The sequence below is a fragment of the Bacteroides sp. B1-V-101 genome (assembly GCF_023656585.1).
Lineage (GTDB): Bacteria > Bacteroidota > Bacteroidia > Bacteroidales > Bacteroidaceae > Bacteroides > Bacteroides thetaiotaomicron.
In genome coordinates, this window is record NZ_JAMOKH010000008.1 from 168341 (window position 1) to 193261 (window position 24921).

Genomic DNA, 24921 nt, shown 5'->3' on the forward strand with positions numbered 1-24921 from the left:
TCTAATAAAGGGATAGCAGTACGGTTTCCTGTTCATCATTGCATACAACATATCTCCATCTGGTTTTTACCATTTTTTTATTGTATTTTTGTCTTAAAGATCACCTTATATGATAACGTATATGCAAAGAATGTACTTTATACTCATAGCTTACCTACTGCTGGGTTATTATGACAGCTATGCACAGTCTTATCTCCTTAAACATCTTGGAGTAGAAGACGGCCTATCCAACAATTATGTGACCAATATCACACAAGATAAACAAGGATATATCTGGATTGCAACAGAATCCGGATTGAGTCGGTTTGACGGACGGAACTTTACTACTTATAAGGATAATGATTCCGGGATCATCAGCAACGCATTAAATGCCCTGCTATATGACGAAGAAGAGAATGCTCTATGGATCGGACTCAAGGACGGACTGAGCAAACTTGACTGTTCTACTTATCAATTCACCAATAATATAGCAGACAGCATAGCCAGCAATATTGTTGCGCTGGCACATTCGGCCGATAATAAGGGGATATGGATCACCAACCACTATGGCGGAACTATATATTACGATAAACAGACGAAGCAATTCTCACCCTTCTCCCACAAAAATATTAAGGATTTATACGATTCAAGCTGGTGCTCCTTCGATAATGGTCACGGAAGCCTGTACATAGGACACGCCCAGGGAGGACTAAGTATTATTGATTTAAAGAGTAAAACCTGCAAGAACTATCGCAATGATCCGCACAATCCCAAAAGTCTGCCGGGCAACAGTGTATACTGTATCTATATTGATCATTCCGGAAATATATGGATTGGAACCAATCAGGGACTTGCCTTATTCAATTCTCAAACAGAGGAATTTCTCACTTTCAAACATGAGTTCGGTAATCCGCATTCTCTGATAGCAGACCATATTTATTGCATCAAGGAGATGAACGACGGAACACTATGGATAGGGGCAGATATAGGAGGAATCAGCATACTCGATTTGCACAGCATCACCTTCATGAATCCGAAGAGTGTGAAATTCACCAATATCTCCGCATCCAATGATGAAAGCGGACTTTCATCCAGCAATATAAGAAGCCTGCTGCAAGACTCTTTTGGTAATATCTGGATTGGTAACTATAGCAGCGGCATAAACTTCATCAGTCACACGAAGCCTGTATTCCATACGCTTCCTTATACTACAGAAAAAGGAAAAACGCTAAAAAACAAACCGGTATGGGGAATCAGCACGGACAAAGAAGGACAAGTATGGGTCGGGAGCGAAAATGAAGTCGCAATATTCAAAGACTATCAGCTCACGAAAACTCTAAATATTACTCCGTTCCTCAGCAGACCTTACGGGCAAGTATTTTCCCTCAGAAGTGATCAGAAACAAACATTCTTACTGGGGATTTATGATGACGGCCTGTTGAAGCTGAATACAAAAACGAACCGAATTGAACGCATTCCATTAGGTATGGACAACATTGATATCATCACCTTCTTTGAAGACTCCGATGGTACCATGCTGATAGGTGCTGAATATGGCGTATATATTTATGAAAACGGTACAGCTCGTGTCGCAGAAGAAATCACCAATCAACTTTATGCCCGTTCCGTATATGGCATCCTTCGTGATCGCCAAGGGAAATTATGGATCGGAACATACGGAGGAGGCATTTCCATCTTTGACAAAGACAATAAGTTAACAATGCGACTCAATACAGATAATGGCTTCTGCTCCAACGCAATCAACCAACTCTACCTCAACTCCCTAGGAGAAGTGTGGGTTGCGACACGTAACGGGATTGCGCATATTAAGAACACGATGCAACCGGAACACTTTGAGGCATATAACTCCATGCATGGTCTGGATGATAATTTTGTCCGCGCCATTCAGGAAGATAAAGCAGGCAATATCTGGATAAGTAGCAATGACGGCATTTCTCGCTGGAATTCGAAAAAACAATTATTCGAAAACTATAATCATCACGATGGCATACCGGCAGGTAACTTTATAGAAGGATCAGCCTGCTCCACCGAAGACGGAATACTTTATTTTGGCTCATTAAACGGAGTCTGTTACTTTGATCCTAAAGAACTGATAACCGAACATCAGGTAGCTCCCGTACAAATTACCGAATGTAAAGGATTCAACAGACAGATAGAAAGCCACAACGCCGGAGTTTTAATTCCTACAACTAACGGAAACATTGATTTGCCTTATAATCAGAATTCTTTCCGAATCTCATTCACAGTCCCCGACTACTCTCAAAGCCAGCTGGTAGAATACGCCTATATGATAGAAGGATTAGAAAATGTATGGGCCAACACCCAAGGAGAGAATCAGGTTACATTCCGTAATATTGCTCCCGGAGAATATACTTTCAAAGTAAAAGCGAAACTGAAAAATCAGGATTGGGATGAAGGGCATATCGCCTCCATGACAGTACATATCCACCCTCCCTTTTGGCTTACATGGTATGCCAAACTGCTTTATTTCATTATTATATGCATCGCCATATATTTATCTCTCCGCACCTATAAACGCAAGTTAAACCTGGAAAGCTCTCTTGAACTGGAAAGGAAAAACAGCCAGAACAAACAAGAACTAAACAATGAACGGCTACGATTCTATACCAATGTCACTCATGAACTACGGACTCCATTGACACTGATTCTGGGCCCTTTGGAAGATTTGCTGAACGACCCCGATCTGTCTCCACGTTATAATCAAAAGATCAGCATCATCCATAGCAGTGCTATTCGCCTGTTAAACCTGATTAACGAGTTACTTGAGTTTCGTAAAACCGAAACTCAAAACCGACAATTAACAGTCAGCAAAAGTAATCTTGCCAATCTGATCACTGAAATTGGATTACGCTATAAGGAACTGAACCAAAACAAAAAAGTAACATTCCACATTGATATTGAAACAGAGAAGACCCAACTCTATTTTGATACAGACATGATTACGAGTATCGTTAATAATCTGCTATCCAATGCTATAAAATATACGCCGGAAGGTGATATCAGACTTGCACTTCGCACTATCACCGAAGAGAATAATTTATACACAGAAATAGAAGTCAGCGACACCGGATATGGAACAGACTCCGAAGCCCTTCCACATATATTCGATCGCTACTATCAAGCCAAAGGCAAGCATCAAGCATCCGGAACCGGTATCGGACTCGCACTGGTAAAATCACTGGCAGAGCTCCATCAAGGTATTTTAAACGTAAAAAGCGAACCCGGAAAAGGAACGTCTTTTACTTTCCGCATCCTGACTGAGAACACATATCCTGATGCCTTACACAAAGAAGAGGGAGAAGAGCCACTCAATATGACAGAAAATGATGTAGACGCGGAGGATAGCAAAGAAGAAACAGATACCCGCCCTATCATACTCGCAGTAGAGGATAACGATGATATCCGTGAATACATCGCTTCTTCCTTTCACGCTAATTATCAAGTCATAACCGCCATCAATGGTAAGGAAGGATGGGAACTGGCACAGAAATATATTCCCAATATTATTATCAGTGACATCATGATGCCTGTCATGGATGGTATTGAGCTCTGTCGCTCCATAAAGGAAGATATGCGCACCAGTCATATCCCTGTAATCCTGCTGACAGCCAAAGATTCCATTCAGGACAAAGAAGAAGGTTACGATAGTGGAGCCGATTCTTATCTGACAAAACCGTTCAGTGCCAAATTACTTAACAGCCGTATCCATAATCTACTGGAATCCCGCAAGAAACTGGCACAGCAAATAACAGCCCATACACAGGAGCTAGAGCCCAAAGCCTTACAGGAGCCTATGGAACCTATAGAGCTCAACAAACTCGACAGAGAGTTTCTTGAAAAACTAACTCACATCATCGAAGAAAATCTGGATGCAGAACTTGATATTCCTTTCATGACAAGCAAAATAGGAATGAGCCATTCCACCTTCTACCGGAAAGTGAAAGCATTGACCGGGATATCCGCCAATGAATTTATCCGTAAAGTAAGACTCAAGAACAGTTTGCAATTGCTGCTAACAGGAACATACAATATCTCGGAAGCCGCCTACATGACAGGTTTCAACAATGTTTCTTACTATCGCCAATGCTTTAAAGACGAGTACGGAATGTCACCTACCGAATATTTAAAAAGTTGCCGGTAACGCAAGTAACTGATACATCAAAGTGCGTGCCATACGCTCCTGTCCTTTGGTGTCGGGATGCAAACGGTCATAGCCGGCATCATAGAAATAAATAAGCTGTTCTTCAACCATCGGATTCATACCTGTCACTGCATTAAAGTCTATGACAGGTATTCCCCATATATTTCCTGCCTCCTTAATAGCCTGCACATAGGCATCTATATATTCTCCGCAACCATTCTGGTAGCTTTCATCCGGCTGGATATTCTTATCGCCGAAGTTAGCCAACGAACGGTGCAAAGGAGTCAGCAGAACGATCTGCTTATCCGGGAAAAGTTTCTTCAGTTGAGTGATTCCTATATTAATACGACCTCTATAAGTGTCTTGAGTCATGACAGGCGTACGTTTTTTCCGCGTCACCATCTTCTTCATTTCACCGTGAGCAGACAGTACTTGCTCTTCTTGTTCCGTAAACCACTCACCGATAGGCACACTACTATTATAATCGTTTGTCCCCATAAAAACCAGGATAGCATCGACTTCTCCGCCATGTTCTTTCTTCAGCTTTTCCGCCTGACGGGGTACATCATCCCACTGCCTTCCACTAATGCCGTAAACAAAAGGAGTGATCCCCAGCCATTCTTTCAGAAAGTCCCAGTACTTCTTTATATTATCACCGTAGCAATTCGGGTCTGTGATGGAATCTCCGATGTATCCTACTTTCTTGCCTTGCCAGGGATGCTGAATACAACCTTGTTTATTTTCAGAAAAGTCTTTTGTTACAGATGCTTGCTCTTGTCCGTACACCAAACAAGAGGAGAGAAACAAAACTGCGCATATGATCAGAAACCTGTTTTTCATTGTTTTATTCTATTAAAATGAAGTACTCGTATTCAAGTATGGAAATGCAGCCTCAAAAATAGACAGTTTAAGCGAAAGTAGCAAGAATAAAAACAAGAAGATAAAGATAATACCTTCTTCCCCCGTTTGCAGGGCAACTATAATCTGATTGCAGGACATATATAGCCAATGTGCAGGGTAACTATCTCCTGCACGTTGGACATATATGTCCTGCACGCTGGGCATATATGCCCTATAAATACTTCATATATCTAATACACAGACTTATTTTGTGTACATCTTCAATCGGATATATCCTTCTTTCGACTGATTCTTCAATGCAATCCCGATACGTGTATATGCAGGAGAGTTCACTTCAATCGTTTCGGAAGTAAACGCCACTTTACCGGATGCATCAATAGCTACAATCATCTGTTCGGAATCTGTAGCCAGCAGAAGATGTGTATCGTCCAGGACTTTCCAGTCGGCTCGTGTCGTTATGGCTGTTTCGAATCGGATCGGTGTTTTCGCTGTAAATTCATCGCCGGCCGTAAAGCTGCCTTTGCCCTGACGGTCGTAAACAAAAGTACGAATGAGCTTATCCAAATTGGGGGTGGAATAGGCAGAGGTATAGTCAATACTGAATACATCTTTTTCGTTCGTAAATTCTTTCTGTAGCACAACACCTTTCGCTTTCCCGCCCGAAGACTGTGTTCGTCCGTCTACTACAGGAACCGGATGACCGAATGATCCTTTTATCTTATATTTCTGAGGAGCGTCTCCGTTAAAGTAATCACCGGGATAGGAGTTCGGACCACCCTGATCGCCAACCATCGTTTCACTTCCCAAAGCTACGGCATAAGAACCGACATCATTGTGGTTATGATTCTCCGCATTGGTTCCGCCCTTGGCTGATATGGCCAGACGACAGGAAGTTCCACCGGCAGGACGAGCAATCAAAATACCTGCCTGCTCATAATAAGCGCGCAAAGCATCCGACTCTTCCTGCAATACCTGACGGATTCCGTCTGTCATTCCAACCTTTGCAACCTGACTTGTGAAAAGTTCGAGAAGGTAAAGGGACAAGTTGTTTCCTTTGGGTAAAACAGGCTGTTCTTCTGCAGAAGTAATACCCAGCGCCCGGTCGCAGTAACTGAGAATAAACTTGTCCGGCGACAACCCGATGCGACAATCCGAATAGGCGGGGCACACTCCTTCATTCATCTGTATCTTCTTCCCATACCGGGCGATACGGACAAACTTGGGAGTCTGAAAGAAGTCGATCTTTCCCTGCGTTGCCCGGTATACTTCTTCACGCAACAGAATGTAGGCACAGAAACCATAATTATAATAACCTACACCTTCACTACAGTAGCCGTCGTCAGCGTACCCCTTCATTCCATACACGTTATACTTTTCGGCTGCCGCAACAAAGTAAGCACGTTCCTCCTTATCGGGCAACAAGGCAAGAGCCGCACCGGTAACACCCGCCAGACACACAGAGTTCCAGTTATTGGTAGCGGTGAACCACCAAAATGGTTTTGTCTCTTCCAGGCAACGGTAGACCGGGCGGAAAACCTTCTCACGGAAAGCACACTGCACCCGCGCCCTTACCTCCGGAGACAGACGGTCGTCCAGCATGGCAACACACTGAGCAATACTGTTGCCGGCAGTAGCAACCACCAAGTCTACATAATAATCCGTTCCTTTATAATTCTTCAGATCGCGGTCGTGGGCAGGGATAGACCAGGGCTTCTGACTGCAAAGAGCCACCAAAGCCTTTTCGATGGCAGGGACATAACGCCTCTTATTTTCAAGACATTCAGCCAAAGTCAGCCTGTACAGATATTGATAACGGGCATTCATCATGTTCTCTCCCGGCAAACGAACGTTCGTCTTATTCAAATGCAGGTACAGTGAATCGACAAAAGGGGGCATCCCCTGCTTCAACAGAGCAGGAGCTTCTTCTTCCAGGAGTTGTTTAGCGTCGTCACTCTCTTTTATCTTATCCCAGAAAGTCCGGTCTTTATAAGAAGTGCCTATCCCCTGCGGTCGATCGGGAAGCATAGCTGCAATTTCCTGAATACGGTTCTGCGGGATCGTAGCATTCTGTTTCGGAGCATCCTCTGCCATACGATACATTTCTGTTCCGGCAAGCAGGAAAGCACCCGGTCCGTATACTTCTGTCATATTGCGAGTCACCTTCTTCGGGTCGGCACCGATGGGTTGTACATATCCCAGTTTACCGTCTTCTTCTACTGCAGAAAGCAGTGCTTTCCATCCTTTCTCTACTACAGGCAGGAACTTTTCCTTTGGTAAAAGTCCCTCGTTCAGTCCATAGGCAAGAGCATATACGAAGAAGCCGCTGCAGCTTGTTTCGGGTGATGGATAAGCGTCCGGATCGAGCAGACTTGCACGCCAGAACCCGTCGTAACTTTGTAAATTAGCGATGCGGTAACAGAGTTTCTGAAACAGTTCCTGATAGAACGGACGATATTTGCTCTTGGCAGGCAGTTCACGTAGCATTTCTACAAGTCCGCCAAGCACCCAACCATTGCCCCGTCCCCAAAAGACTTTGGCTCCATTACTTTCTTTCATATCAAAATAACGGTGGTCACGGTAGAAGAGATTTTCTTCTTTATCGAACAGGAAGTCGTAAGTCGCTTTGTACTCTTTATCCATAAAGCGAATGAACTTCTTATCACCGGTGATATTATAGAGTTTCAGATAAACGGGAGGTGCCATGAAAAGAGCATCGCACCAAGTCCAGTGTTCTAATGTCGTGGCATCTCCATAAGTCAATTGAAACGAACCCGAAGGAGGATTGGCGACCACCCACTCCGTACGCGCCAGAGTAGGAACAATCATATCCTTTTGCTTGTACTTTTCGTACAGATACAGATAGGTTTGAGCAATACAGATATCATCTGCATGATACATCCGTTTATCTACCTGCCAATAGTTACGACTTCCCAGGCGGGTCAGCCATTTATAATAGAAGTCATCCTGATCGTCCCTCTCGGCGATTTCTGCCCAATAAGCAAGTCCCAGGAAAAAGGTGGCATTCACCCAGTTGAGATCACCATAAACAGCTCTGTTGTAATGACCGATCTGCCAATCGGCTACCCTACGCATCGATTGCTTCACTTCGGACCTGATAAGTGCGAATGCGCTCATTGTACAGATACCACCCATTATACATAAAATAAGGGTTAAGAGTCGTTTCTTTGTCATGTTCCTAGAATTTAAAATATTAAATTGCCTGTCTACCAACAGGCCATCTATTGCTTTCAGATCAAATTTGGTTTTCTTCTTTGCGATCTATTTTAATTTTCTTTGGTTTTATCTGCTACCATTAGAACTTTCATATTTTATCCATCATAATAACTTCGTTTACACGCATTCAGTTGTAACAATATGATTATGCACAGTTATCAGCATCTTAACGAGGCGACAATATAATCTTTTTTATTTGAAATTTCATCATTTAAATGAAGATACCGTCATAAAAAGTATTCTTACATATTGAAAAAACCTTTTTTTTGACGATTCTTGCTAAAATGCAGGTTAACAGTATTTTTTCTCCCAATAAATGATCGAGTTTTATCTCTAAAACCATATCTTTGCCACAAACTAAAAAGAATAATTGGATGTTAATCACATTTACATTCCGCAAGGATCTCGTTCTGTAAATAATCTGTAAGTCTTCCTCTCATTACAGATTATCCCTTACATTTTCTCCGGCATATTCATGTCAGAGTTGATTTCTATTTTCTAAAAAATAACAACTATTGTAGGCTCAAATGGTTTTATGCATCCTCGTATGCCTCCATTTGACGTACACCTAAAACATTAAAAACAATGAGTAACAATAATACATCTATACATGATTTCGATTTTTCTTTCATATGTAACTACTTCAAGCTGCTGAAACGTCAAGGTCCCGGAAGTCCGGAAGCCACACGCAAAGCTGTAAGTTTCATCAACGAACTGACCGATGATGCTAAGATTGCCGATATCGGCTGCGGCACAGGCGGTCAGACACTGTTTCTGGCTGACTACGTGAAAGGACAGATTACGGGCATAGACCTCTTTCCCGATTTTATCGAAATATTCAATGAGAATGCGGTGAAAGCCAATTGCGCCGACAGAGTAAAAGGAATCACCGGATCAATGGACAATCTCCCGTTTCAGAACGAGGAACTCGACCTGATCTGGTCGGAAGGAGCAATCTACAATATAGGATTCGAACGTGGGATGAACGAATGGAGCAAATACCTGAAAAAAGGCGGTTTTATCGCAGTGAGCGAAGCATCCTGGTTCACTTCGGAACGCCCTGCGGAAATAGAAGACTTCTGGATGGACGCCTATCCGGAAATCAGCGTGATCCCGACATGTATTGACAAGATGGAAAGGGCCGGATATACTCCAACAGCCCATTTCATCCTACCGGAGAACTGCTGGACAGAACATTATTTTGCCCCACAAGATGAAGTACGGGAGACATTCATGAAAGAACACGCGGGAAATAAAACTGCGATGGATTTCATGAAAGGTCAGCAGTACGAACGAAGCCTGTATAGTAAATATAAAGATTACTATGGCTACGTATTCTATATAGGACAAAAAAGATAATCATTATCTGTGCCGGAGAAGTTGGCAAGATAGGACAACTCTCCGGCTCTTATTATTCTTTATTTTGCATTAAAATGGAAACGAAAGAAATAAATAGGCAGGAATATAAATTACGGATCGACAAAGTGACCGAATATATTCATCAAAACATAGACCAACCTCTATCATTGCATAAGATGGCAGGAATCGCGTGCTTTTCTCCTTTCCACTTTCATCGCGTTTTCACGTTTCTGACGGGCGAAACACCGACGGAATATATCAAACGCACCCGGATTGAAAAAGCAGCACTGCTACTACAGAATGACAGGCAACTGTCTGCGACCGAAATTGCCAGTCGCTGTGGTTTCAGCAGTTTATCACTCCTCAGCCGCAACTTTAAGCAACATTTCAATATCACTATCCGTGAATTTCGTTCACAGGAATAAACACCTAAAAAGACATGGAAAATCAGATTCTAATTTTTCGGACCTCCATCACGAAGAGACGCGACATCAAGCTCATCGGAAGTCTCCTGGCAAAGTTCCCGCAAATCACCCGATGGAATGTAGATTTCGAGGACTGGGAGAAGGTATTAAGAATCGAGTGCAGCAATATCACCGCACTCGAGATTTCGGAAACACTCCGGAATAGTCATATCTTTGCTACGGAGCTGGAATAAGCAGTTGTTTCAGTTCCTCCACCCCTTCAGAAGCTCCTTTCCGAAGGACATGTATCGAACGGGAAGTATGTGTGTCCACCGGCTTCGGGTCTATCAGATACACCTCTGCTCCTCTCGGTACATAATGCAGCAAACCTGCCGCAGGATATACATTGAGCGATGTGCCGATGATAACGAATATATCCGCCTTTTCTACATATCGGATAGCTGTCTCAATCTCCGGCACCGCCTCTCCGAACCAGACAATAAAAGGACGCAACTGAGTTCCGTCACCGGCCTTATCTCCCATTTTTACTTCATACTCTTCCGGCTTCAGTTCCTTTATATAATGAGGGTTATACGGGTCTCTGCTGGAGCAGACCTTTGTCAACTCACCATGCAGGTGAATGATATGGCTGCTTCCTGCCCGTTCGTGCAGATTATCCACATTCTGTGTGATAACCGCCACATTGAAATTCTTTTCCAGTTCCGCCAGCAGTTCATGTCCGCGATTCGGCTTCACTTCCAGCAATTGTTTCCTTCGTGCATTATAAAAGTTAATCACCAATGCCGGATCACGCTGGTATCCTTCGGGAGTAGCTACCTGCTCCACAGGATATTTATCCCACAAACCGCCCGCATCGCGAAATGTACTGATTCCACTCTCGGCACTCATGCCCGCACCTGTCAATACTACCAGATTCTTCATAACCGCTCCTCCTTATTATTAAAAGATATACAAATGTAATCAGAATCATTGAATAAAAGAAAACTTCCGCCCGCATAATCTAATCCAAGGTATACAAGAATTTAATACCGTCCATACGAAGACTTCGTGCCGGATATACTAAAATCTATTCGTCTGACTATAGTAATTCTTTCGTCTGACTATAGTCAGACGATAATTCAACTGTAGTCAGACGCAAGTTTAACTATAGTCAGACGAATAAATTCCAGCATAAACGAACTTAAAACAGTAAGAACACAAAGATTAAATCTTAGGAATGAAGGAATTAATTCCTTAAAGAAAAGAGACTAACTTTCACGGATATAAGAATTTTTAAATACTAAATGCTAAATCATTCAAATAAAACGTGTACTTTTGCGATTCATAAATTTGCAATTGATTGAAAGCTAAAACCATGAAGGTGATATGCTTCGATCTTCAACAAAAACATTATATGGATAAATTCAGTTACGCTATTGGCCTCGGAATCGGTCAAAACTTATTAAGCATGGGTGCAAAAGGCATCGCTGTAGATGACTTTGCACAAGCAATTAAAGATGTATTGGAAGGTAATCAGACGGCTATCAGCCATCAGGAAGCCCGCGAAATAGTGAACAAGTATTTCGAAGAACTGGAAGCTAAGATGGGCGCTGCCGCCATCGAACAAGGAAAAGCTTTCCTCGAAGAAAATAAGAAAAAGCCGGGCGTGGTTACGCTGCCCAGCGGACTGCAATACGAAGTGATCAACGAAGGCACAGGCAAAAAAGCGAAAGCTACCGATCAGGTAAAATGCCACTACGAAGGCACACTGATCGACGGTACACTGTTCGACAGCTCTATCAAGCGCGGAGAACCGGCTGTATTCGGCGTCAATCAGGTAATCCCGGGATGGGTGGAAGCATTGCAACTGATGCCCGAAGGTTCCAAATGGAAACTCTATATTCCGTCCGACCTTGCTTATGGCGCCAGAGGTGCCGGAGAAATGATTCCTCCCCACAGCACATTGGTATTTGAAGTAGAATTACTCGAAGTATTATAAATAAAAAATTTCAAAGCAAAATGAAAAAAGTTAGTATTTTTATGGCAATCGCCGCTGCTGCAAGTCTTGCTTCTTGTACAGCTCAAGCTCCTAAAGCAAATCTGAAAACAGACATCGACTCACTGTCTTACTCTATCGGTATGGCTCAGACTCAAGGTCTGAAAGGCTATCTGACAGGCCGTCTGGACGTTGATACTGCATATATGGCAGAATTCATCAAAGGTTTGAACGAAGGTGCAAACAAGACCAGCAAGAAAGACATCGCTTACATGGCAGGTCTTCAGATCGGTCAGCAGATCAGCAACCAGATGATGAAAGGTATCAACCAGGAACTGTTCGCTGGTGACTCTACCAAAACGATCAGCAAAGACAACTTCATGGCTGGTTTCATCGCAGGTACACTGGAAAAAGGTGGCGTGATGACTATGGAAGCTGCTCAGGAATATACTCGCACAGCTATGGAAACTATCAAAGCGAAAGCTATGGAAGAAAAATACGCTGACAACAAAGCTGCCGGTGAAAAATTCCTTGCTGAAAACAAAGCTAAAGAAGGTGTGAAAACTACTGAAAGCGGATTGCAGTACAAAGTAATCACTGAAGGTAAAGGTGAAATCCCTGCTGACACTTGCAAAGTGAAAGTGAACTATAAAGGTACTTTGATCGACGGTACAGAATTCGACAGCTCTTACAAACGTAACGAGCCTGCTACTTTCCGTGCCAACCAAGTAATCAAAGGCTGGACAGAAGCTCTGACTATGATGCCTGTAGGTTCTAAATGGGAACTTTACATCCCGCAAGAACTCGCTTACGGTTCAAGAGAATCAGGACAGATCAAACCGTTCTCTACTCTGATTTTCGAAGTTGAACTGGTAGGTATCGAAAAAGATAAGAAATAAGAAAGTATCTTTCTAAATAGAAAAAGGAAAGGGGTGCAAAGTCTTTGCACTCCTTTTTTTTGCTTTTTCCTATTTTTTTTCCCGTAAAAGAAGAATAATTAAAATAAATCTCTATATTTGCTTACTATTTGATAACAACAGGAAATTATAATTTATTATTATGGAAAAAATAGACAACCTCGACAGGCAGATTCTAGAGATTATTTCACAGAATGCCCGCATCCCTTTCAAAGACGTAGCAGCCGAATGCGGAGTGTCACGTGCAGCTATCCATCAACGCGTACAAAGACTGATCGACTTGGGCGTCATCGTAGGCTCAGGCTATCATGTAAACCCGAAATCACTGGGTTACAGAACTTGTACATACGTGGGAATCAAACTGGAAAAAGGTTCTATGTACAAATCAGTGGTGGCCGAGTTGCAAAAGATTCCGGAAATTGTGGAATGCCATTTCACTACCGGTCCTTACACCATGCTGACCAAACTCTACGCATGCGACAACGAACACCTGATGGACTTGCTGAATAACAAAATGCAAGAAATACCGGGTGTGGTTGCTACAGAAACACTGATTTCTCTGGAACAGAGTATCAAAAAAGAAATTCCTATCCGCGTAGAAAAATAACAGAATGGAATTCCTGAATGAATATCACCTTGCCGGGTTATTTATCGGAATTTGTACCTTTTTGATTATCGGCCTTTTTCACCCTGTTGTGGTAAAGGCCGAATATTATTGGGGCACCAAATGCTGGTGGATATTCCTGATACTAGGCATTGCAGGCGTCGCGGCATCGTTGAGCGTCGACAATGTCATTCTGTCTTCTCTGTTAGGGGTATTTGCCTTCTCCTCGTTCTGGACCATCAAAGAGGTCTTTGAGCAGGAAGACCGGGTAAAAAAAGGCTGGTTCCCCAAGAACCCGAAACGCAAATATAAGTTCTGAGAAGAGAAAGTATTGTAGTTTTTTATTGTTAGGACTTGCATATTTCAATAGAAAATACTACTTTTGTCACCGCATCCAGTAAACGGATACACCGGACTTGTAGCTCAGTTGGTTAGAGCAACAGACTCATAATCTGGAGGTCCCTGGTTCAAGCCCAGGCTGGTCCACAAAAAAAGGTTGTAACAACTTGTGTTACAACCTTTTTTTATATCCGGTATCGGAACCGAATCTATTGCTTCCTCTAATTTTCGCTTCCTTTCAGAGAATTTATTCCATGCCAAAGTATATGAGAATATACTAGTTCCCACAAAATTATGATTTTAAAGATACGGAAGAGGTAAATAAAACGGGCATCATTAAAGAAACCCTAGATAGGGACTGACTAAAAAGGCAATAGTATCTCCAATTCCCCTCCCTTCGGGAAGGAGGGGTGGCTGAAAGCCGGGGTGGTAGGTAGAACAAGGTTGTATCTATTTTACTATGAATGAAAGAATTGCGTATTCACCTACCACCTCCCCCTGCGGGTACTCCTCCTTCCCGAAGGAGGAGATTTAAGATACTACCGACTTTTTAGTCAGCCCCAAAAAAAATCCCATTTTGAAAACCACTCTTGGCACCAAAATGGGATAACACAAACAAAACAAACAATATTGGAGCGATTTTCACAAACAGCTTCCTTTTCTTAATCTATATTTCATAACACTTATTAGTTCTCTCTAATGTGAAAGTAATATTTTACCGCAAAAATATTATTTCTCCATTACATATAAAAAAGCTATATAATTGTAGTTATAAAAAATAATTTATTTAGATATAAAGATCTATCTAAAACTATTAAGAATAATTTTTAATAATCGAATAATTCTTTATTTATCAGCAATATACAGCAAACAATCATTTATACTGAAACAAAAAACAATCCATAAAAGCAAACACTGACTTTCGCATTCAAAACGCAAAAGCGAAGCAAACAACCTAAAATATTTCACTTTATAAAATCACAATCCCAGCATCACAAACAGAGTAAACTACTCAACAACTTTCCATTCTGAGATTTAATTTCTATATTTGGGAAATGTCCAACAAGCACTTATATATTTATCTATGACCGATACTATTTCATATCAATACGCTGCTCCGTCTGTCTTACAACGTTCGTCTGATCAGGACGAATTATTTCTGGCAAAATACAGTGAAATAGAAAAGAAAGAAGCTCCCTGTTTCTTTTGGGGGAAGCTGACACAACCTTATATGACGGCACGCTGCCTCATTGCGTTGTCCAACGTAGTACAATCCAGTTTTAATCTGACTCCTGCCCAGCTTTCCATGCTGAAAGACCCGATTGTGACGGCAGGAAATGAACGTTTACGCTTCGAAGGATTTTCGAATTGTGCAGGTGTATATGCCAGAGTCGACGTACTGCCCGACGGACACGACGGAGAGTTCCTGGAGAACGGAACAACGAATGTTGACTTCAATGCCGGTATGATTTCTGCACTGGGAAGCATCAGCAAACAAGAAAAAGTAGTGATGTCAGTCGGACCTAAGGAGGTAGGGCTTTACAATAAAGGTGAAAAAGTAATAGAACGCAAAGTACCGTTGCCCGTAAAATGGATAAAGGGGCTGACCACGGTACAGATTTACCAGTCTGTTGCCGAACGGATGTATTCGTTCAATCGCATACAGACTTTGCAACTCTTTCAGACACTCCCCAAAGGAACCGTGAAATGTGACTATTATTTGGTGATGCGCGGACAAAAACCGGCCTTTTCACCGGTGAAAAGTCTGAATGCCGTTTGTATCGGAGGGGTACATCGTCTGCGCCTGCTCGAACCCCTGTTGCCGTTTGCTGACGAGCTGAGAGTCTTTGTCCATCCGACGATGCAATCGACCATTTGGCAACTCTATTTCGGTCCGGTTCGTTTCAGCCTTTCCCTGTCGCGGGAATGCTGGCGCGGATTCTCCGGAGAAGGTGCGGCATTGGACGCCCTGCTTGAAGACGTCCCGGAGAAATGGATAGCAGCGATGGATAAATACAGTTACGCCAACCAGCAGTTCAACCCCACTCTTTTCGCTATTGAGGAGCACATTGATCTCGATAAGGTGGATTCTCTGTCTGCACGACTGGCAGCTATGGGGTTACTGGGCTTCGATCTGGATGATAATAGTTTCTTTTATCGTCGCCTGCCCTTTAAGACAGAGCGTATCCTGAGCCTCAATCCGCGTATGATAGCTGCCGAGAAGCTATTGGAAGAAGAGAAAGTGGAAATTATATCAAATGACGGAAATCGGACCGAAGCACGTGTCGCTGGGAGCGGAGGAGTAAGACATACGGTTATTCTGGACAGGGAAAGTGAGAAAGAACGCTGCACCTGTACCTGGTTTAGCGGCAATCAGGGAGAACGGGGAGCCTGCAAACATATTTTAGCAGTCAAAAAACGAGTACAATGGAAGAACTGAAACACGAATTGGAGAAACTAGCCAAAACTTATGTGGATACTCCGGAGAAAGAAGAAAAGATATTGATTCCTTTTATCAAGCGATTATTAGAACTCCCGATGAAAGAAAGACGGAAAGTGATTCCAACTATCGGAGAACTGCAATATGAAAGAGGAGAAGGTTGGATGACTTGCTGCGACCCTGCCCGAAGGCGTTTTCTTGCCGCAATTGAGTTTATAAGTGCCAATAAACGTGAGATGACCATGGCATACGAAATAGATTTTGAGCTACTCTGCAAACTGCTCCAGCTTTACCGCCCCACTTGGTTATCCGACTTCATTAATGGTGATCACTCATTCTATAGCTTCAACCTAAACTATCAAGAACTCATGCAGCTCGTAGATTTGGGGTATATAAAAGAGCTTTCTCCGAAGCTCTTGGGACAAATGGTCCCCTGGCAGATCAGAATAAGATCTTCCAACAGCAAAGAAGAAGAGACTTTCGACAGCAGCCCACTGCTGAAACGGGAAATCACCTTAAAAGAGCATATTTGGTACGTCTTCGAATATGAATCAAATCTCGGCTACCTGGACGATTGCGCCAAGCGTGCTTATAAAGAAGGGATTACGGTGCAGGACGAAAGTTTCAGCGCAATTCTCTATCGTTTCTCGCTCGACGGACATCTGGACAGAAACCGGCTTCTGCGAGCAACACTTTCCACCTTCAACCGAAGTTTTAAAAAAGACATGGTAAATTGGTTTGCCGGACTCTTTGAAGAATTGCAGCCAAGGGCGGAAGAACTCATATCCCTGCAAGAGGAAATCATGCAAGTGTTCACCTCTCCATACACCAAACCGGTGAATGTGATGTTACAACAACTAAAAAAGATTGCTTCCGAAGGCGGGTTCCGCTATCAGGAGTTTATCGAGCGTGCGACTACTCTTTTCTTTTCCAGCCCCAAAAACTCACTGCTTACTATTCATTCCATTTTTGAGCAGATCGTTGCCGGGCACCCCGAAATGAAAGAAGCGTGTTGCATCCCACTCTGCCAACTATTCCTGAAGAAAGATGAAAGCCTGCAAAAGAAAGCTGCCAGCTTTATATCAAAGTACGGAGACGCATCCTCTTCTACATTGCAAGAGGCATTGCTATCTTACCAATCCGAGATGTTCCAGAGCGTACAGGATATACTTGTTTCTTTCATGAAGCAACCTGCGGAAGAAACCGGCCTTCCCGAAACAACCTCCCAAGAAAAGGTTCGTATTTGTCGGGAAGACAACCGCATCCCGTTTCCTGCCAAGAAAGAAGATTTTCTGTTCCAGCTCAGCCGCCTGTTCGACATGAATGAAAGTTGGGAAACAGACACAACGATTGCCGCCCTCATCGCCTTCCATCCTCAGTTGGATGAAGAAGATTTCAGCCGGATGGAGCCTGTATTCCAACGGGCAGCCAACATCATTATCAACAGTTGGGCGGTATACGAGAACTTTCTTGCCACTTTCCTGCTGGAATATCAACGTTTATGGACACAAAAAGACACTGCCAACCAAGGATTCCTAAGTAAAATCTTCACCCGCCTGGAAGAAAGACTTAAAGGGATAGACGCAAACAGAGGAGCCTACGACGAACGTGCTTTCAAGCGTCTTGCAGACTGGCAGCCAACTTACAGCAATAGAACCTGTTTTGAACCTATCAAACAATTGTGGCTGGAAGTAATCCGTAAAATCAAAAAAGGCGACTCATTACCTTTACTCTCTACTCCGACACATAGCCCGGCATACATCCAGGCCACCGAACTTGTACGACGGCTCGCCGTTTATCAGGAAGCGAATGCAAAGCCTTGTTCATGGGACTTTCAGCTGGCCATAGCACGCTGCGCTTTAGAAGACAAGGAAGAAGCCATTGCTGTCGCCCGACAATTATTAAATAATGAATATCTGCATCTTTGTCTCTTTTTATTAGATAAAGGGACGCAGCCCGAACCACCGTACAATCATCCATCTGCCTGGCTTGCAGCCGGACTGGTGAAAGAGCCGGATACAGAATTTGAAGCCTTCAAAAACTTCTCCTGCAACACGCTGCCCCACAATTACCTGACAGGAAATTATGGCTGGAAAGAACCGGCACAGAAAGAAAATCAATATGCAGCAGATGTACGTCTGCTCCAGCTCGATTTCTACAAGTGGCATGAGTATGCAGAACACAACAGCCACCAGCTTTGGCAAGAACATCTGATCATCAACAGCAGATACAATATAGGCGATTCCGACTATATGGAACGTCTGTTCAGCTTCTTCCCCAACCAGCCGGAACCACTGGTTGCACAAATCATCAACTACTACATGGACTTCGGTTCACCGCAGGAAGAGAGCAAACGCAGTGTAGCCAATGCTTTACGCATGTTATTGTCTTTTCACTGTCCGCTTCGGGAGATGAGTTTACTGTTGCTGGGCGGAGGCCTGCTTTTTGTTGACAAAACCGTCCGTTCATACGCTGCGGAGCTATGGGTGGAAGGCATCGCTAACAACAGAATAGACAATCACCGGCTAGGAGAAATAGTAGCACGAATTATCAATATGGGCATTGTTCCGCTAAAACGCTTCACCACAGAAGTGTATGAAAGCATATACAAACGAAGCGCCTTTCACAATCAACAACTGGAAGAGTTACTCACTGTATTGATCGGCGGATTACCCGACAATCCGGTCACCGGACAAAAACAGTTACTCGAACTCTACGCGGAAGTGCTTCGCATGAACGGTCATTGCGTAACTGACGACAAAGTCCGCGAGCGCCTGGGAATGTGGAAAAAGAATGCTAATCTGAAAAAAGTAGTTACTGCATTAGGCAGGTGATAAGTGATAGGTATCAGGTAATAAGTAATAGGTAATATTGCTTGGTATCAGGTTTTTATCATTTCAGGTGATCTTAATTGATTTAAAGTAGACTAATTTATAAACACGGATATTGTTATCATATATCCTTCAATCAAAATTATAGCCATGACTGCACTAGAAACACAGCTTACCGAGATAGTAGAAAAAGAGCAAGGGCAGAAGATCATTCCTTTTCTGCAGAAACTGACACAGGAGGAGCGGGAGAGCCTCATTCCCTGCCTCAGCCGATTGGAAGAATACTATAATAAGTTTGTCCAGCTGGAAGAAAGGACATACGGTACGCGTGCCACGTCGGGACAGCATCACATTATTGATCTTGCCGCCCTTGTGATTTTTCCCCTCAAGGAATTTCGCAAACACGAATGGGGGATAAACACAGCGCATCTGAACGAGATAGCTGCATGGCATATTCCCACGTGGCTGGATAGTTATTTCGTTGAAGGTGAAGGTAAGGAGTTCGGAGGCTTCTACAATATGGACTACGAGATATTGATGGACTGGATAGAAAGGGGTATTCTCACCGTTTCCCCCTCTCCGCAGACGATAGCAGGTTATCTGGTTAACTATATCCACACTACCCCCGTATTAGAAAAGCGGGATATTACAATCAACGAGCACATCTGGTATTTGTTTGAATATGACTGCGGGCAAAACTGGCACGCCAATCCGGCCAAAGGATATCCTTATTATACATTCCAGCACTTCACCGAGAACGGAAAGTTAGACCGTATGCGTGTACTGAAAGAGTCTTTGCTGGCAATCAACCGGAACTTCAACAAGAACCTGTGCAGCTGGTTTGCCGGTATGTTTACGGCACTCAATCCCAGCGTTGAAGAACAACTGACATTACAGCCGGAGATGTTTGCCGCACTTTCTTCTCCCCATAGCCGACCGACCAATATCATCCTCGGTCTTCTGAAGAATCTGTGCAGCCATCCCCGGTTCCTGACAGATGATTTTCTGGATCAGACCGCTGTCCTCTTCGCTTCGGATGTAAAAGCTGTCCATCAAAACACGCTGGGAGTTCTCAGCAAACTGGCGAAAGAGAAAAAAGAATATCATGATGCCATCTGTTGCGCTGCCACACAAGGGTTGATGAGTCGCGACGAGTCTACTCAGAACAAGATAGTGAAACTGATTCAAACATTTGGAGAAACAGAGTCGCCCACATTGAAAGAAGCACTCTCTGCTTATGCAGAAACAATGCTGACCAGCACTAAAAAAGAGTTGGCAGCTTATCTGAAAGACAATGTTTCAGATGCTTTATCTACCGATAAAGTCTTGCTGACTACTCTTGACGAGCAGGCAAATGTCGCCTCCTTCGACTATGAACCGATGCCACCCATCCTTCGGGAAGACAACCGGATACAGGAAATTACTTCCATCGAAGACCTGATATTTCTGGCCAGCCAAATACTAGATTCCAATGAGTTATACCACTTCGACCTTTTCCTGAATGCGTTGGTAGAATGGAATGAGCAACTGGAAGCGAAACATATCACCCAATGGACACCTGTTCTTCAACGTGCCTATAAGTTACTTATCAATGGCGGAAGTTCACGCAACGGAATATTGGATTCTATGATGGCAACGTTCCTTATCGACTACGCAAAACTATTAATCAAGCGTTTCCCTGTAGAAGCAAAAGAACTGAGCACCCTGCACGAGAAAATGGTGCAGAAAGACGAACTTCAGAAAGGTCAGTGGAGATATCGCAATCTGCAGAGAATAACCATCCGCCAAAAGAGTAATAAAAGAACGGAATTTCCTATTCACAAACAATTACTGTGCCGGACATTAGACCTTTTGGAAAGCAACGAGAACCGACTTCCCATGCTATCCACTCCTACGCATACGCCTGCATTTATTGACCCCATAGTTCTGATAAAAAGACTCGGACAATATCAGCAGGCCAATGCCGAACCGGACGATATAGATATGCAGATAGCCCTGTCGAGGATGGCATTGAATGATTATCCCTCGCAAGACCTTCCGACTGTTCTTCAGGAACTGGAAGGGGAATACCAAAGTTTGTTTTCCTTCTTGATGGGAGCAAAAGATGCTGTTCCACAAGCTCCCTTCGCCCACCCTTCGTGGTGGATGACAGCAGGATTGATCAAATCACCGAAGACGGTTTATACTGAATTCAAAGATTTCTCTTATAGCAAAAGCTCACGCGAATTTCTGACGGGAAACTTCTCATGGTGGACTTTCCAAACGCCTCATTCATATACTGATTATCACAACAAAGTGGTCAACTGGACATCTTCAACCCTTAGTTTCAATGTTCCGGAAGGGGAGAACATCCACATCGTCAATAAAGGAAAGTATGATGAGAGAGTGAGTTATCACTCGTATGATCCGCATCCGCTACTGGTGGAAATGTATTCACAGATAGAACGTTATGACGATATACAAAACGATCTGCCCCGCCTTATATGGCTAGCTCCCAATACACCGGAACCATTGTTTGTATGGTGCATCCGCTGTGCCATTTATGATCCGATGCTAAATGAAGTGAGAGAAGTTGGTATCACCCAAGCCACTATAGAGGCACTTCACCAATTAAGGCACGAATGGCATGAGACCTCTTATCTGCTAGAAGCGAGTTGTATGCTGGTAGCCGACAAGACTTCCCGTTCTTATGCCGCCGGAATATGGACGGACCGTGTCAGCACAGGATGTATAGACAGTGCACGTATCGGCAGGATACTGGGTTCGCACCAACGTACCGGATGGGGACCTCTGAAAAGACTTACCGACTTGATACAACAGCAAATGATAAACATCAGCCCACTGCACAACCGGGAACTGGAGCTGCTGCTTACATCACTGATTGCCGAACTTCCGGAACAGCCTGTCAAGGAACTGAAGAAGCTGCTGGAAATATATTCGGAACTGTTGTCTGTCAATAACAGCAGAGTAACGGATGAACGTATTCTGCAACTACTCGAAATATGGAAGAATACGGCCAATCTAAAAAAAGTAATAGTCAGTATCAACCGCTGAAAATCCGGATAAATCACAGAAGAAGGTGTGCCGGTATTCAGACTATATTTGCATATAGGGTATAGTTACCGTTCATGCAGGGTATAGTAACCTAACATACAGGATATATATGTCCAACGTACAGGGGATATATATCCAATACGCAGGGCATATATGTCCAACGCGCAGGATATATAGATCCAACAAACAGCGTAAAAAAGGCTTTTTATTGGTGCTAAATTCAAAAAGAAGTATCTTTGGCACACAAAACCCAAAGGAGTAATGATGATGCTGAAATATAGTTTATCTGTCTTTTGCTTTCTGCTGGCAGGGTATTCCTGTGTACCGGGGCATAAAGAGACGAAGACATCTGCAAAGGTCGAAACAACGTGCACAGACTCTATATGCGCAGGACCCGGAGATATAAGCCCCGAAGGTACAGCATCCGACTGTATATCCTTTGCTCATGCGGACTCCATTGATGCAGATTCTATTTATACATCCCCCTCGCAGAAAAATGAATCCGCCAGCACACTAGTTCCAAAACATCAGAAAAGCCCGATGGCTCTTTACATGGATTCTCTGGGACTAATAAACATAGCGGAGCTGGACAACAGCATCGCCATCAGCCTAATGTACACAAAAGCGGATAACTTCACCGGAGAAATTCTTTATGACGACCTGTCCGAAGCCTATCTGCATCCTCATGCGGCGTATGCCCTCTTAAAAGCACAAGAAGCACTGAAGGCACTGCATCCATCTTACAGTCTCATTATTTACGACGCTGCACGTCCGATGTCCGTACAGAGAAAAATGTGGGATGTGGTCAAAGGAACTTCCAAATACAGATATGTCTCCAACCCCAACCGTGGAGGCGGACTTCATAATTACGGCCTGGCGGTAGACATCAGCATTCAGGACTCGCTGGGGCGACCGTTGCCTATGGGCACAAAGGTAGATCATCTTGGAGTAGAAGCACACATCACCGAAGAAGGCGAACTGATACGCAACGGAAAAATCACCGAAACGGAACGTCAGAACCGGATATTATTGAGGAAAGTAATGAAAGCCGTCGGATTCCGTGCATTGCCCAGCGAATGGTGGCATTTCAACTTCTGCAGCCGGGAAGAAGCCCGGAAGAAATACAACGTAATACCATAACGAATACCACCATATAACGCCGAATATAAACAACCTATGATGCAAATATCCCCCGAAACCCAGCTCTTTATCCGCGAACATCAGACGGATGATGTACGTGTTCTGGCCCTGCAAGCCCGGAAATACCCGAATGTAGATATGCCGACCGCCATCACACAGATAGCAGGAAGACAAGTTGCCGCCGAAAAGATTCCATCATGGAGCGACATGGATGATATATGGTACCCGAAGCACCTGTCACTGGAGCAATGTTCGTCAGAAGTCACCGCCCGCTACAAAGCAACCCTTCTAAAAGGTAACTCCCTGACGGACCTGACCGGAGGATTCGGAATAGACTGCGCTTTCCTTGCTGCCAAATTCAAATCCGCCATTTACGTAGAACGCCAGCAGGAACTCTGCGAGATAGCAGCACACAACTTTCCCATCCTGAACCTAAACCATATCAACGTAAAGAACGAGGACGGAGTGAGTTATCTGCAAGCTATGTCTCCGGTAGACTGCATCTTCCTCGATCCTGCCCGCCGCAACGAGCACGGAGGAAAGACTGTTGCCATCTCAGACTGTGAACCCGATGTAGCCGAACTGGAAGAACTCTTACTGAACAAAGCGGGACAGGTCATGGTCAAACTCTCGCCCATGCTGGACTTGTCATTGGCATTGAAAGAGTTACAACACGTACAGAAAGTTCACATCATATCTGCCAATAATGAATGCAAAGAATTACTACTGATACTCGGACAAGCATCGGTAGAAGAAATATCCATCCATTGCGTAAATCTCCCTACCAAGGGGATACAGGAAGAACAGCATTTCGTATTCACCCGCGAACAGGAGCAGTGCAGCGAATGCAACTATACCAACGTACTGGAAAATTATCTCTATGAGCCGAACGCTTCACTCCTGAAAGCCGGAGCTTTCCGCAGCATCGCCTCCGCATTTCCTGTTAAAAAACTGCATCCTAACAGTCATCTTTATACTTCTGATGTGTTGGTCGAGAGCTTTCCCGGCAGGGCTTTCCACATCATTAGTCAGTGCAGCCTTAATAAAAAAGAACTAAAAGAAAGTCTCGGAGACTTGAAAAAAGCAAATATCACAGTACGTAACTTTCCGGCTACGGTTGCCGAACTCCGTAAACGAATCAAATTGTCGGAAGGTGGAGACACTTATCTGTTTGCCAGCACCTTAAACAACGGACAAAAAGTACTGATCCGCTGTGAGAAAGCCTGAGTCTGTAATAGCATTACAACACAGCCCCTTCCTGCACCATTACATCAGTATATGAAATAGGAACGATAAAAAAGGATAAGGATCACTCAGCTGTCCTTAAAATCCCAGACTGAATTTCCCGAAAAATAAATGAGAGTGAATTCTAAGTCCTCTCCAAACAATATCTATAAAATCTTACCCAAGTTTACGAACATTAACGTATCCTTGGGTAAGTTTGTATATAGACATAACTACTCTTCAGAAGTGTATAGCTACTTCCTAAACCTAAGATATTTTCGAAGTTAAGGACCTTTTTATTATACGGCTAATGTTACAAATGGAGTCTGCCTTCGTATCACAGCAAAAGACCTTGC

The 24921-nt window shown here is 43.6% G+C and carries 16 protein-coding genes and 1 tRNA gene; 14 read left to right on the forward strand and 3 right to left on the reverse strand.

Annotation, left to right across the window (positions count from 1 at the left end; all coding sequences use genetic code 11):
- Positions 1 to 121: 121 nt before the first annotated feature.
- A complete protein-coding gene (locus NBH01_RS08675; RefSeq protein WP_225678852.1) occupies positions 122 to 4162 on the forward strand; it encodes a hybrid sensor histidine kinase/response regulator transcription factor in 4041 nt (1346 codons plus the stop codon).
- Here NBH01_RS08675 and NBH01_RS08680 read toward each other — a convergent pair.
- Both NBH01_RS08680 and NBH01_RS08685 read right to left on the reverse strand, forming a co-directional pair.
- Complete coding sequence (locus tag NBH01_RS08680) at positions 4145 to 5002, reverse strand: SGNH/GDSL hydrolase family protein (RefSeq protein WP_225678848.1); 858 nt, start codon at positions 5000 to 5002, stop codon at positions 4145 to 4147. The two genes, NBH01_RS08675 and NBH01_RS08680, sit on opposite strands and share 18 nt — an antisense overlap.
- 264 nt (positions 5003 to 5266) lie before the next feature.
- Positions 5267 to 8176 (reverse strand): glycoside hydrolase family 88/105 protein, encoded by a 2910-nt coding sequence (locus NBH01_RS08685; protein WP_373151177.1) that lies wholly within the window; start codon positions 8174 to 8176, stop codon positions 5267 to 5269.
- A 666-nt stretch (positions 8177 to 8842) separates the two neighbouring features.
- Between NBH01_RS08685 and NBH01_RS08690 the strand changes: the two genes are divergently transcribed.
- The 3 genes from NBH01_RS08690 to NBH01_RS08700 all read left to right on the forward strand — a co-directional run bounded on the left by NBH01_RS08690 (position 8843) and on the right by NBH01_RS08700 (position 10274).
- Positions 8843 to 9616 (forward strand): class I SAM-dependent methyltransferase, encoded by a 774-nt coding sequence (locus tag NBH01_RS08690; RefSeq protein ID WP_011108548.1) that lies wholly within the window; start codon positions 8843 to 8845, stop codon positions 9614 to 9616.
- A 74-nt stretch (positions 9617 to 9690) separates the two neighbouring features.
- Positions 9691 to 10041 carry a helix-turn-helix domain-containing protein gene (locus NBH01_RS08695; protein WP_011108549.1) on the forward strand — a complete coding sequence of 117 codons (351 nt, stop codon included), beginning with the start codon at positions 9691 to 9693 and terminating at the stop codon, positions 10039 to 10041.
- A gap of 14 nt (positions 10042 to 10055) precedes the next feature.
- Entirely contained in the window at positions 10056 to 10274 is a 219-nt protein-coding gene (locus NBH01_RS08700) for a hypothetical protein (RefSeq protein WP_008767260.1), read from the forward strand.
- Here NBH01_RS08700 and NBH01_RS08705 read toward each other — a convergent pair.
- The gene (locus NBH01_RS08705; protein WP_061472920.1) at positions 10258 to 10962 is read right to left on the reverse strand and encodes an SIR2 family NAD-dependent protein deacylase; all 705 of its coding nucleotides are present in this window, start codon (positions 10960 to 10962) and stop codon (positions 10258 to 10260) included. The two genes, NBH01_RS08700 and NBH01_RS08705, sit on opposite strands and share 17 nt — an antisense overlap.
- A gap of 472 nt (positions 10963 to 11434) precedes the next feature.
- Here NBH01_RS08705 and bamJ (NBH01_RS08710) point away from each other — a divergent pair, with 472 nt between their 5' ends.
- The 10 genes from bamJ (NBH01_RS08710) (at position 11435) to NBH01_RS08755 (ending at position 24568) form a co-directional block, all read left to right on the forward strand.
- Entirely contained in the window at positions 11435 to 12019 is a 585-nt protein-coding gene (gene bamJ / locus NBH01_RS08710; RefSeq protein WP_008761811.1) for a BamJ family beta-barrel-assembly machinery protein, read from the forward strand.
- Between the two features lie 20 nt (positions 12020 to 12039).
- The gene (bamJ, locus tag NBH01_RS08715; RefSeq protein ID WP_008767263.1) at positions 12040 to 12915 is read left to right on the forward strand and encodes a BamJ family beta-barrel-assembly machinery protein; all 876 of its coding nucleotides are present in this window, start codon (positions 12040 to 12042) and stop codon (positions 12913 to 12915) included.
- Positions 12916 to 13075: 160 nt separating this feature from the next.
- The gene (locus tag NBH01_RS08720) at positions 13076 to 13540 is read left to right on the forward strand and encodes an Lrp/AsnC family transcriptional regulator (protein ID WP_005928359.1); all 465 of its coding nucleotides are present in this window, start codon (positions 13076 to 13078) and stop codon (positions 13538 to 13540) included.
- A gap of 4 nt (positions 13541 to 13544) precedes the next feature.
- Entirely contained in the window at positions 13545 to 13856 is a 312-nt protein-coding gene (locus NBH01_RS08725; RefSeq protein WP_048699229.1) for a DUF4491 family protein, read from the forward strand.
- Between the two features lie 93 nt (positions 13857 to 13949).
- Positions 13950 to 14023, forward strand: a tRNA-Ile gene (locus tag NBH01_RS08730).
- Positions 14024 to 14960: 937 nt separating this feature from the next.
- The gene (locus tag NBH01_RS08735) at positions 14961 to 16316 is read left to right on the forward strand and encodes an SWIM zinc finger family protein (RefSeq protein ID WP_011108575.1); all 1356 of its coding nucleotides are present in this window, start codon (positions 14961 to 14963) and stop codon (positions 16314 to 16316) included.
- Complete coding sequence (locus NBH01_RS08740; protein ID WP_250700067.1) at positions 16304 to 19150, forward strand: DUF6493 family protein; 2847 nt, start codon at positions 16304 to 16306, stop codon at positions 19148 to 19150. Before NBH01_RS08735 ends, NBH01_RS08740 begins: the two co-directional genes overlap by 13 nt.
- 147 nt (positions 19151 to 19297) lie before the next feature.
- Positions 19298 to 22201, forward strand: a complete 2904-nt coding sequence (locus NBH01_RS08745; RefSeq protein WP_062694164.1) for a DUF6493 family protein — start codon at positions 19298 to 19300, stop codon at positions 22199 to 22201.
- A 261-nt stretch (positions 22202 to 22462) separates the two neighbouring features.
- Entirely contained in the window at positions 22463 to 23341 is an 879-nt protein-coding gene (locus NBH01_RS08750; protein ID WP_062694162.1) for a M15 family metallopeptidase, read from the forward strand.
- A 36-nt stretch (positions 23342 to 23377) separates the two neighbouring features.
- Positions 23378 to 24568, forward strand: coding sequence for a THUMP-like domain-containing protein (locus tag NBH01_RS08755; RefSeq protein WP_070751090.1), 1191 nt, complete (start codon positions 23378 to 23380; stop codon positions 24566 to 24568).
- Positions 24569 to 24921: the final 353 nt, after the last annotated feature.

Coding starts and splice junctions, on each gene's coding strand:
- NBH01_RS08705 (WP_061472920.1), bottom strand. CDS start 10,962: ATGAAGAATCTGGTAGTATTGACAGGTGCGGGCATGAGTGCCGAGAGT.
- NBH01_RS08695 (WP_011108549.1), top strand. CDS start 9,691: ATGGAAACGAAAGAAATAAATAGGCAGGAATATAAATTACGGATCGAC.
- bamJ (WP_008767263.1), top strand. CDS start 12,040: ATGAAAAAAGTTAGTATTTTTATGGCAATCGCCGCTGCTGCAAGTCTT.
- NBH01_RS08735 (WP_011108575.1), top strand. CDS start 14,961: ATGACCGATACTATTTCATATCAATACGCTGCTCCGTCTGTCTTACAA.
- NBH01_RS08755 (WP_070751090.1), top strand. CDS start 23,378: ATGATGCAAATATCCCCCGAAACCCAGCTCTTTATCCGCGAACATCAG.
- NBH01_RS08745 (WP_062694164.1), top strand. CDS start 19,298: ATGACTGCACTAGAAACACAGCTTACCGAGATAGTAGAAAAAGAGCAA.
- NBH01_RS08680 (WP_225678848.1), bottom strand. CDS start 5,002: ATGAAAAACAGGTTTCTGATCATATGCGCAGTTTTGTTTCTCTCCTCT.
- NBH01_RS08720 (WP_005928359.1), top strand. CDS start 13,076: ATGGAAAAAATAGACAACCTCGACAGGCAGATTCTAGAGATTATTTCA.
- NBH01_RS08675 (WP_225678852.1), top strand. CDS start 122: ATGCAAAGAATGTACTTTATACTCATAGCTTACCTACTGCTGGGTTAT.
- bamJ (WP_008761811.1), top strand. CDS start 11,435: ATGGATAAATTCAGTTACGCTATTGGCCTCGGAATCGGTCAAAACTTA.
- NBH01_RS08700 (WP_008767260.1), top strand. CDS start 10,056: ATGGAAAATCAGATTCTAATTTTTCGGACCTCCATCACGAAGAGACGC.
- NBH01_RS08740 (WP_250700067.1), top strand. CDS start 16,304: ATGGAAGAACTGAAACACGAATTGGAGAAACTAGCCAAAACTTATGTG.
- NBH01_RS08750 (WP_062694162.1), top strand. CDS start 22,463: ATGATGATGCTGAAATATAGTTTATCTGTCTTTTGCTTTCTGCTGGCA.
- NBH01_RS08685 (WP_373151177.1), bottom strand. CDS start 8,176: ATGGGTGGTATCTGTACAATGAGCGCATTCGCACTTATCAGGTCCGAA.
- NBH01_RS08725 (WP_048699229.1), top strand. CDS start 13,545: ATGGAATTCCTGAATGAATATCACCTTGCCGGGTTATTTATCGGAATT.
- NBH01_RS08690 (WP_011108548.1), top strand. CDS start 8,843: ATGAGTAACAATAATACATCTATACATGATTTCGATTTTTCTTTCATA.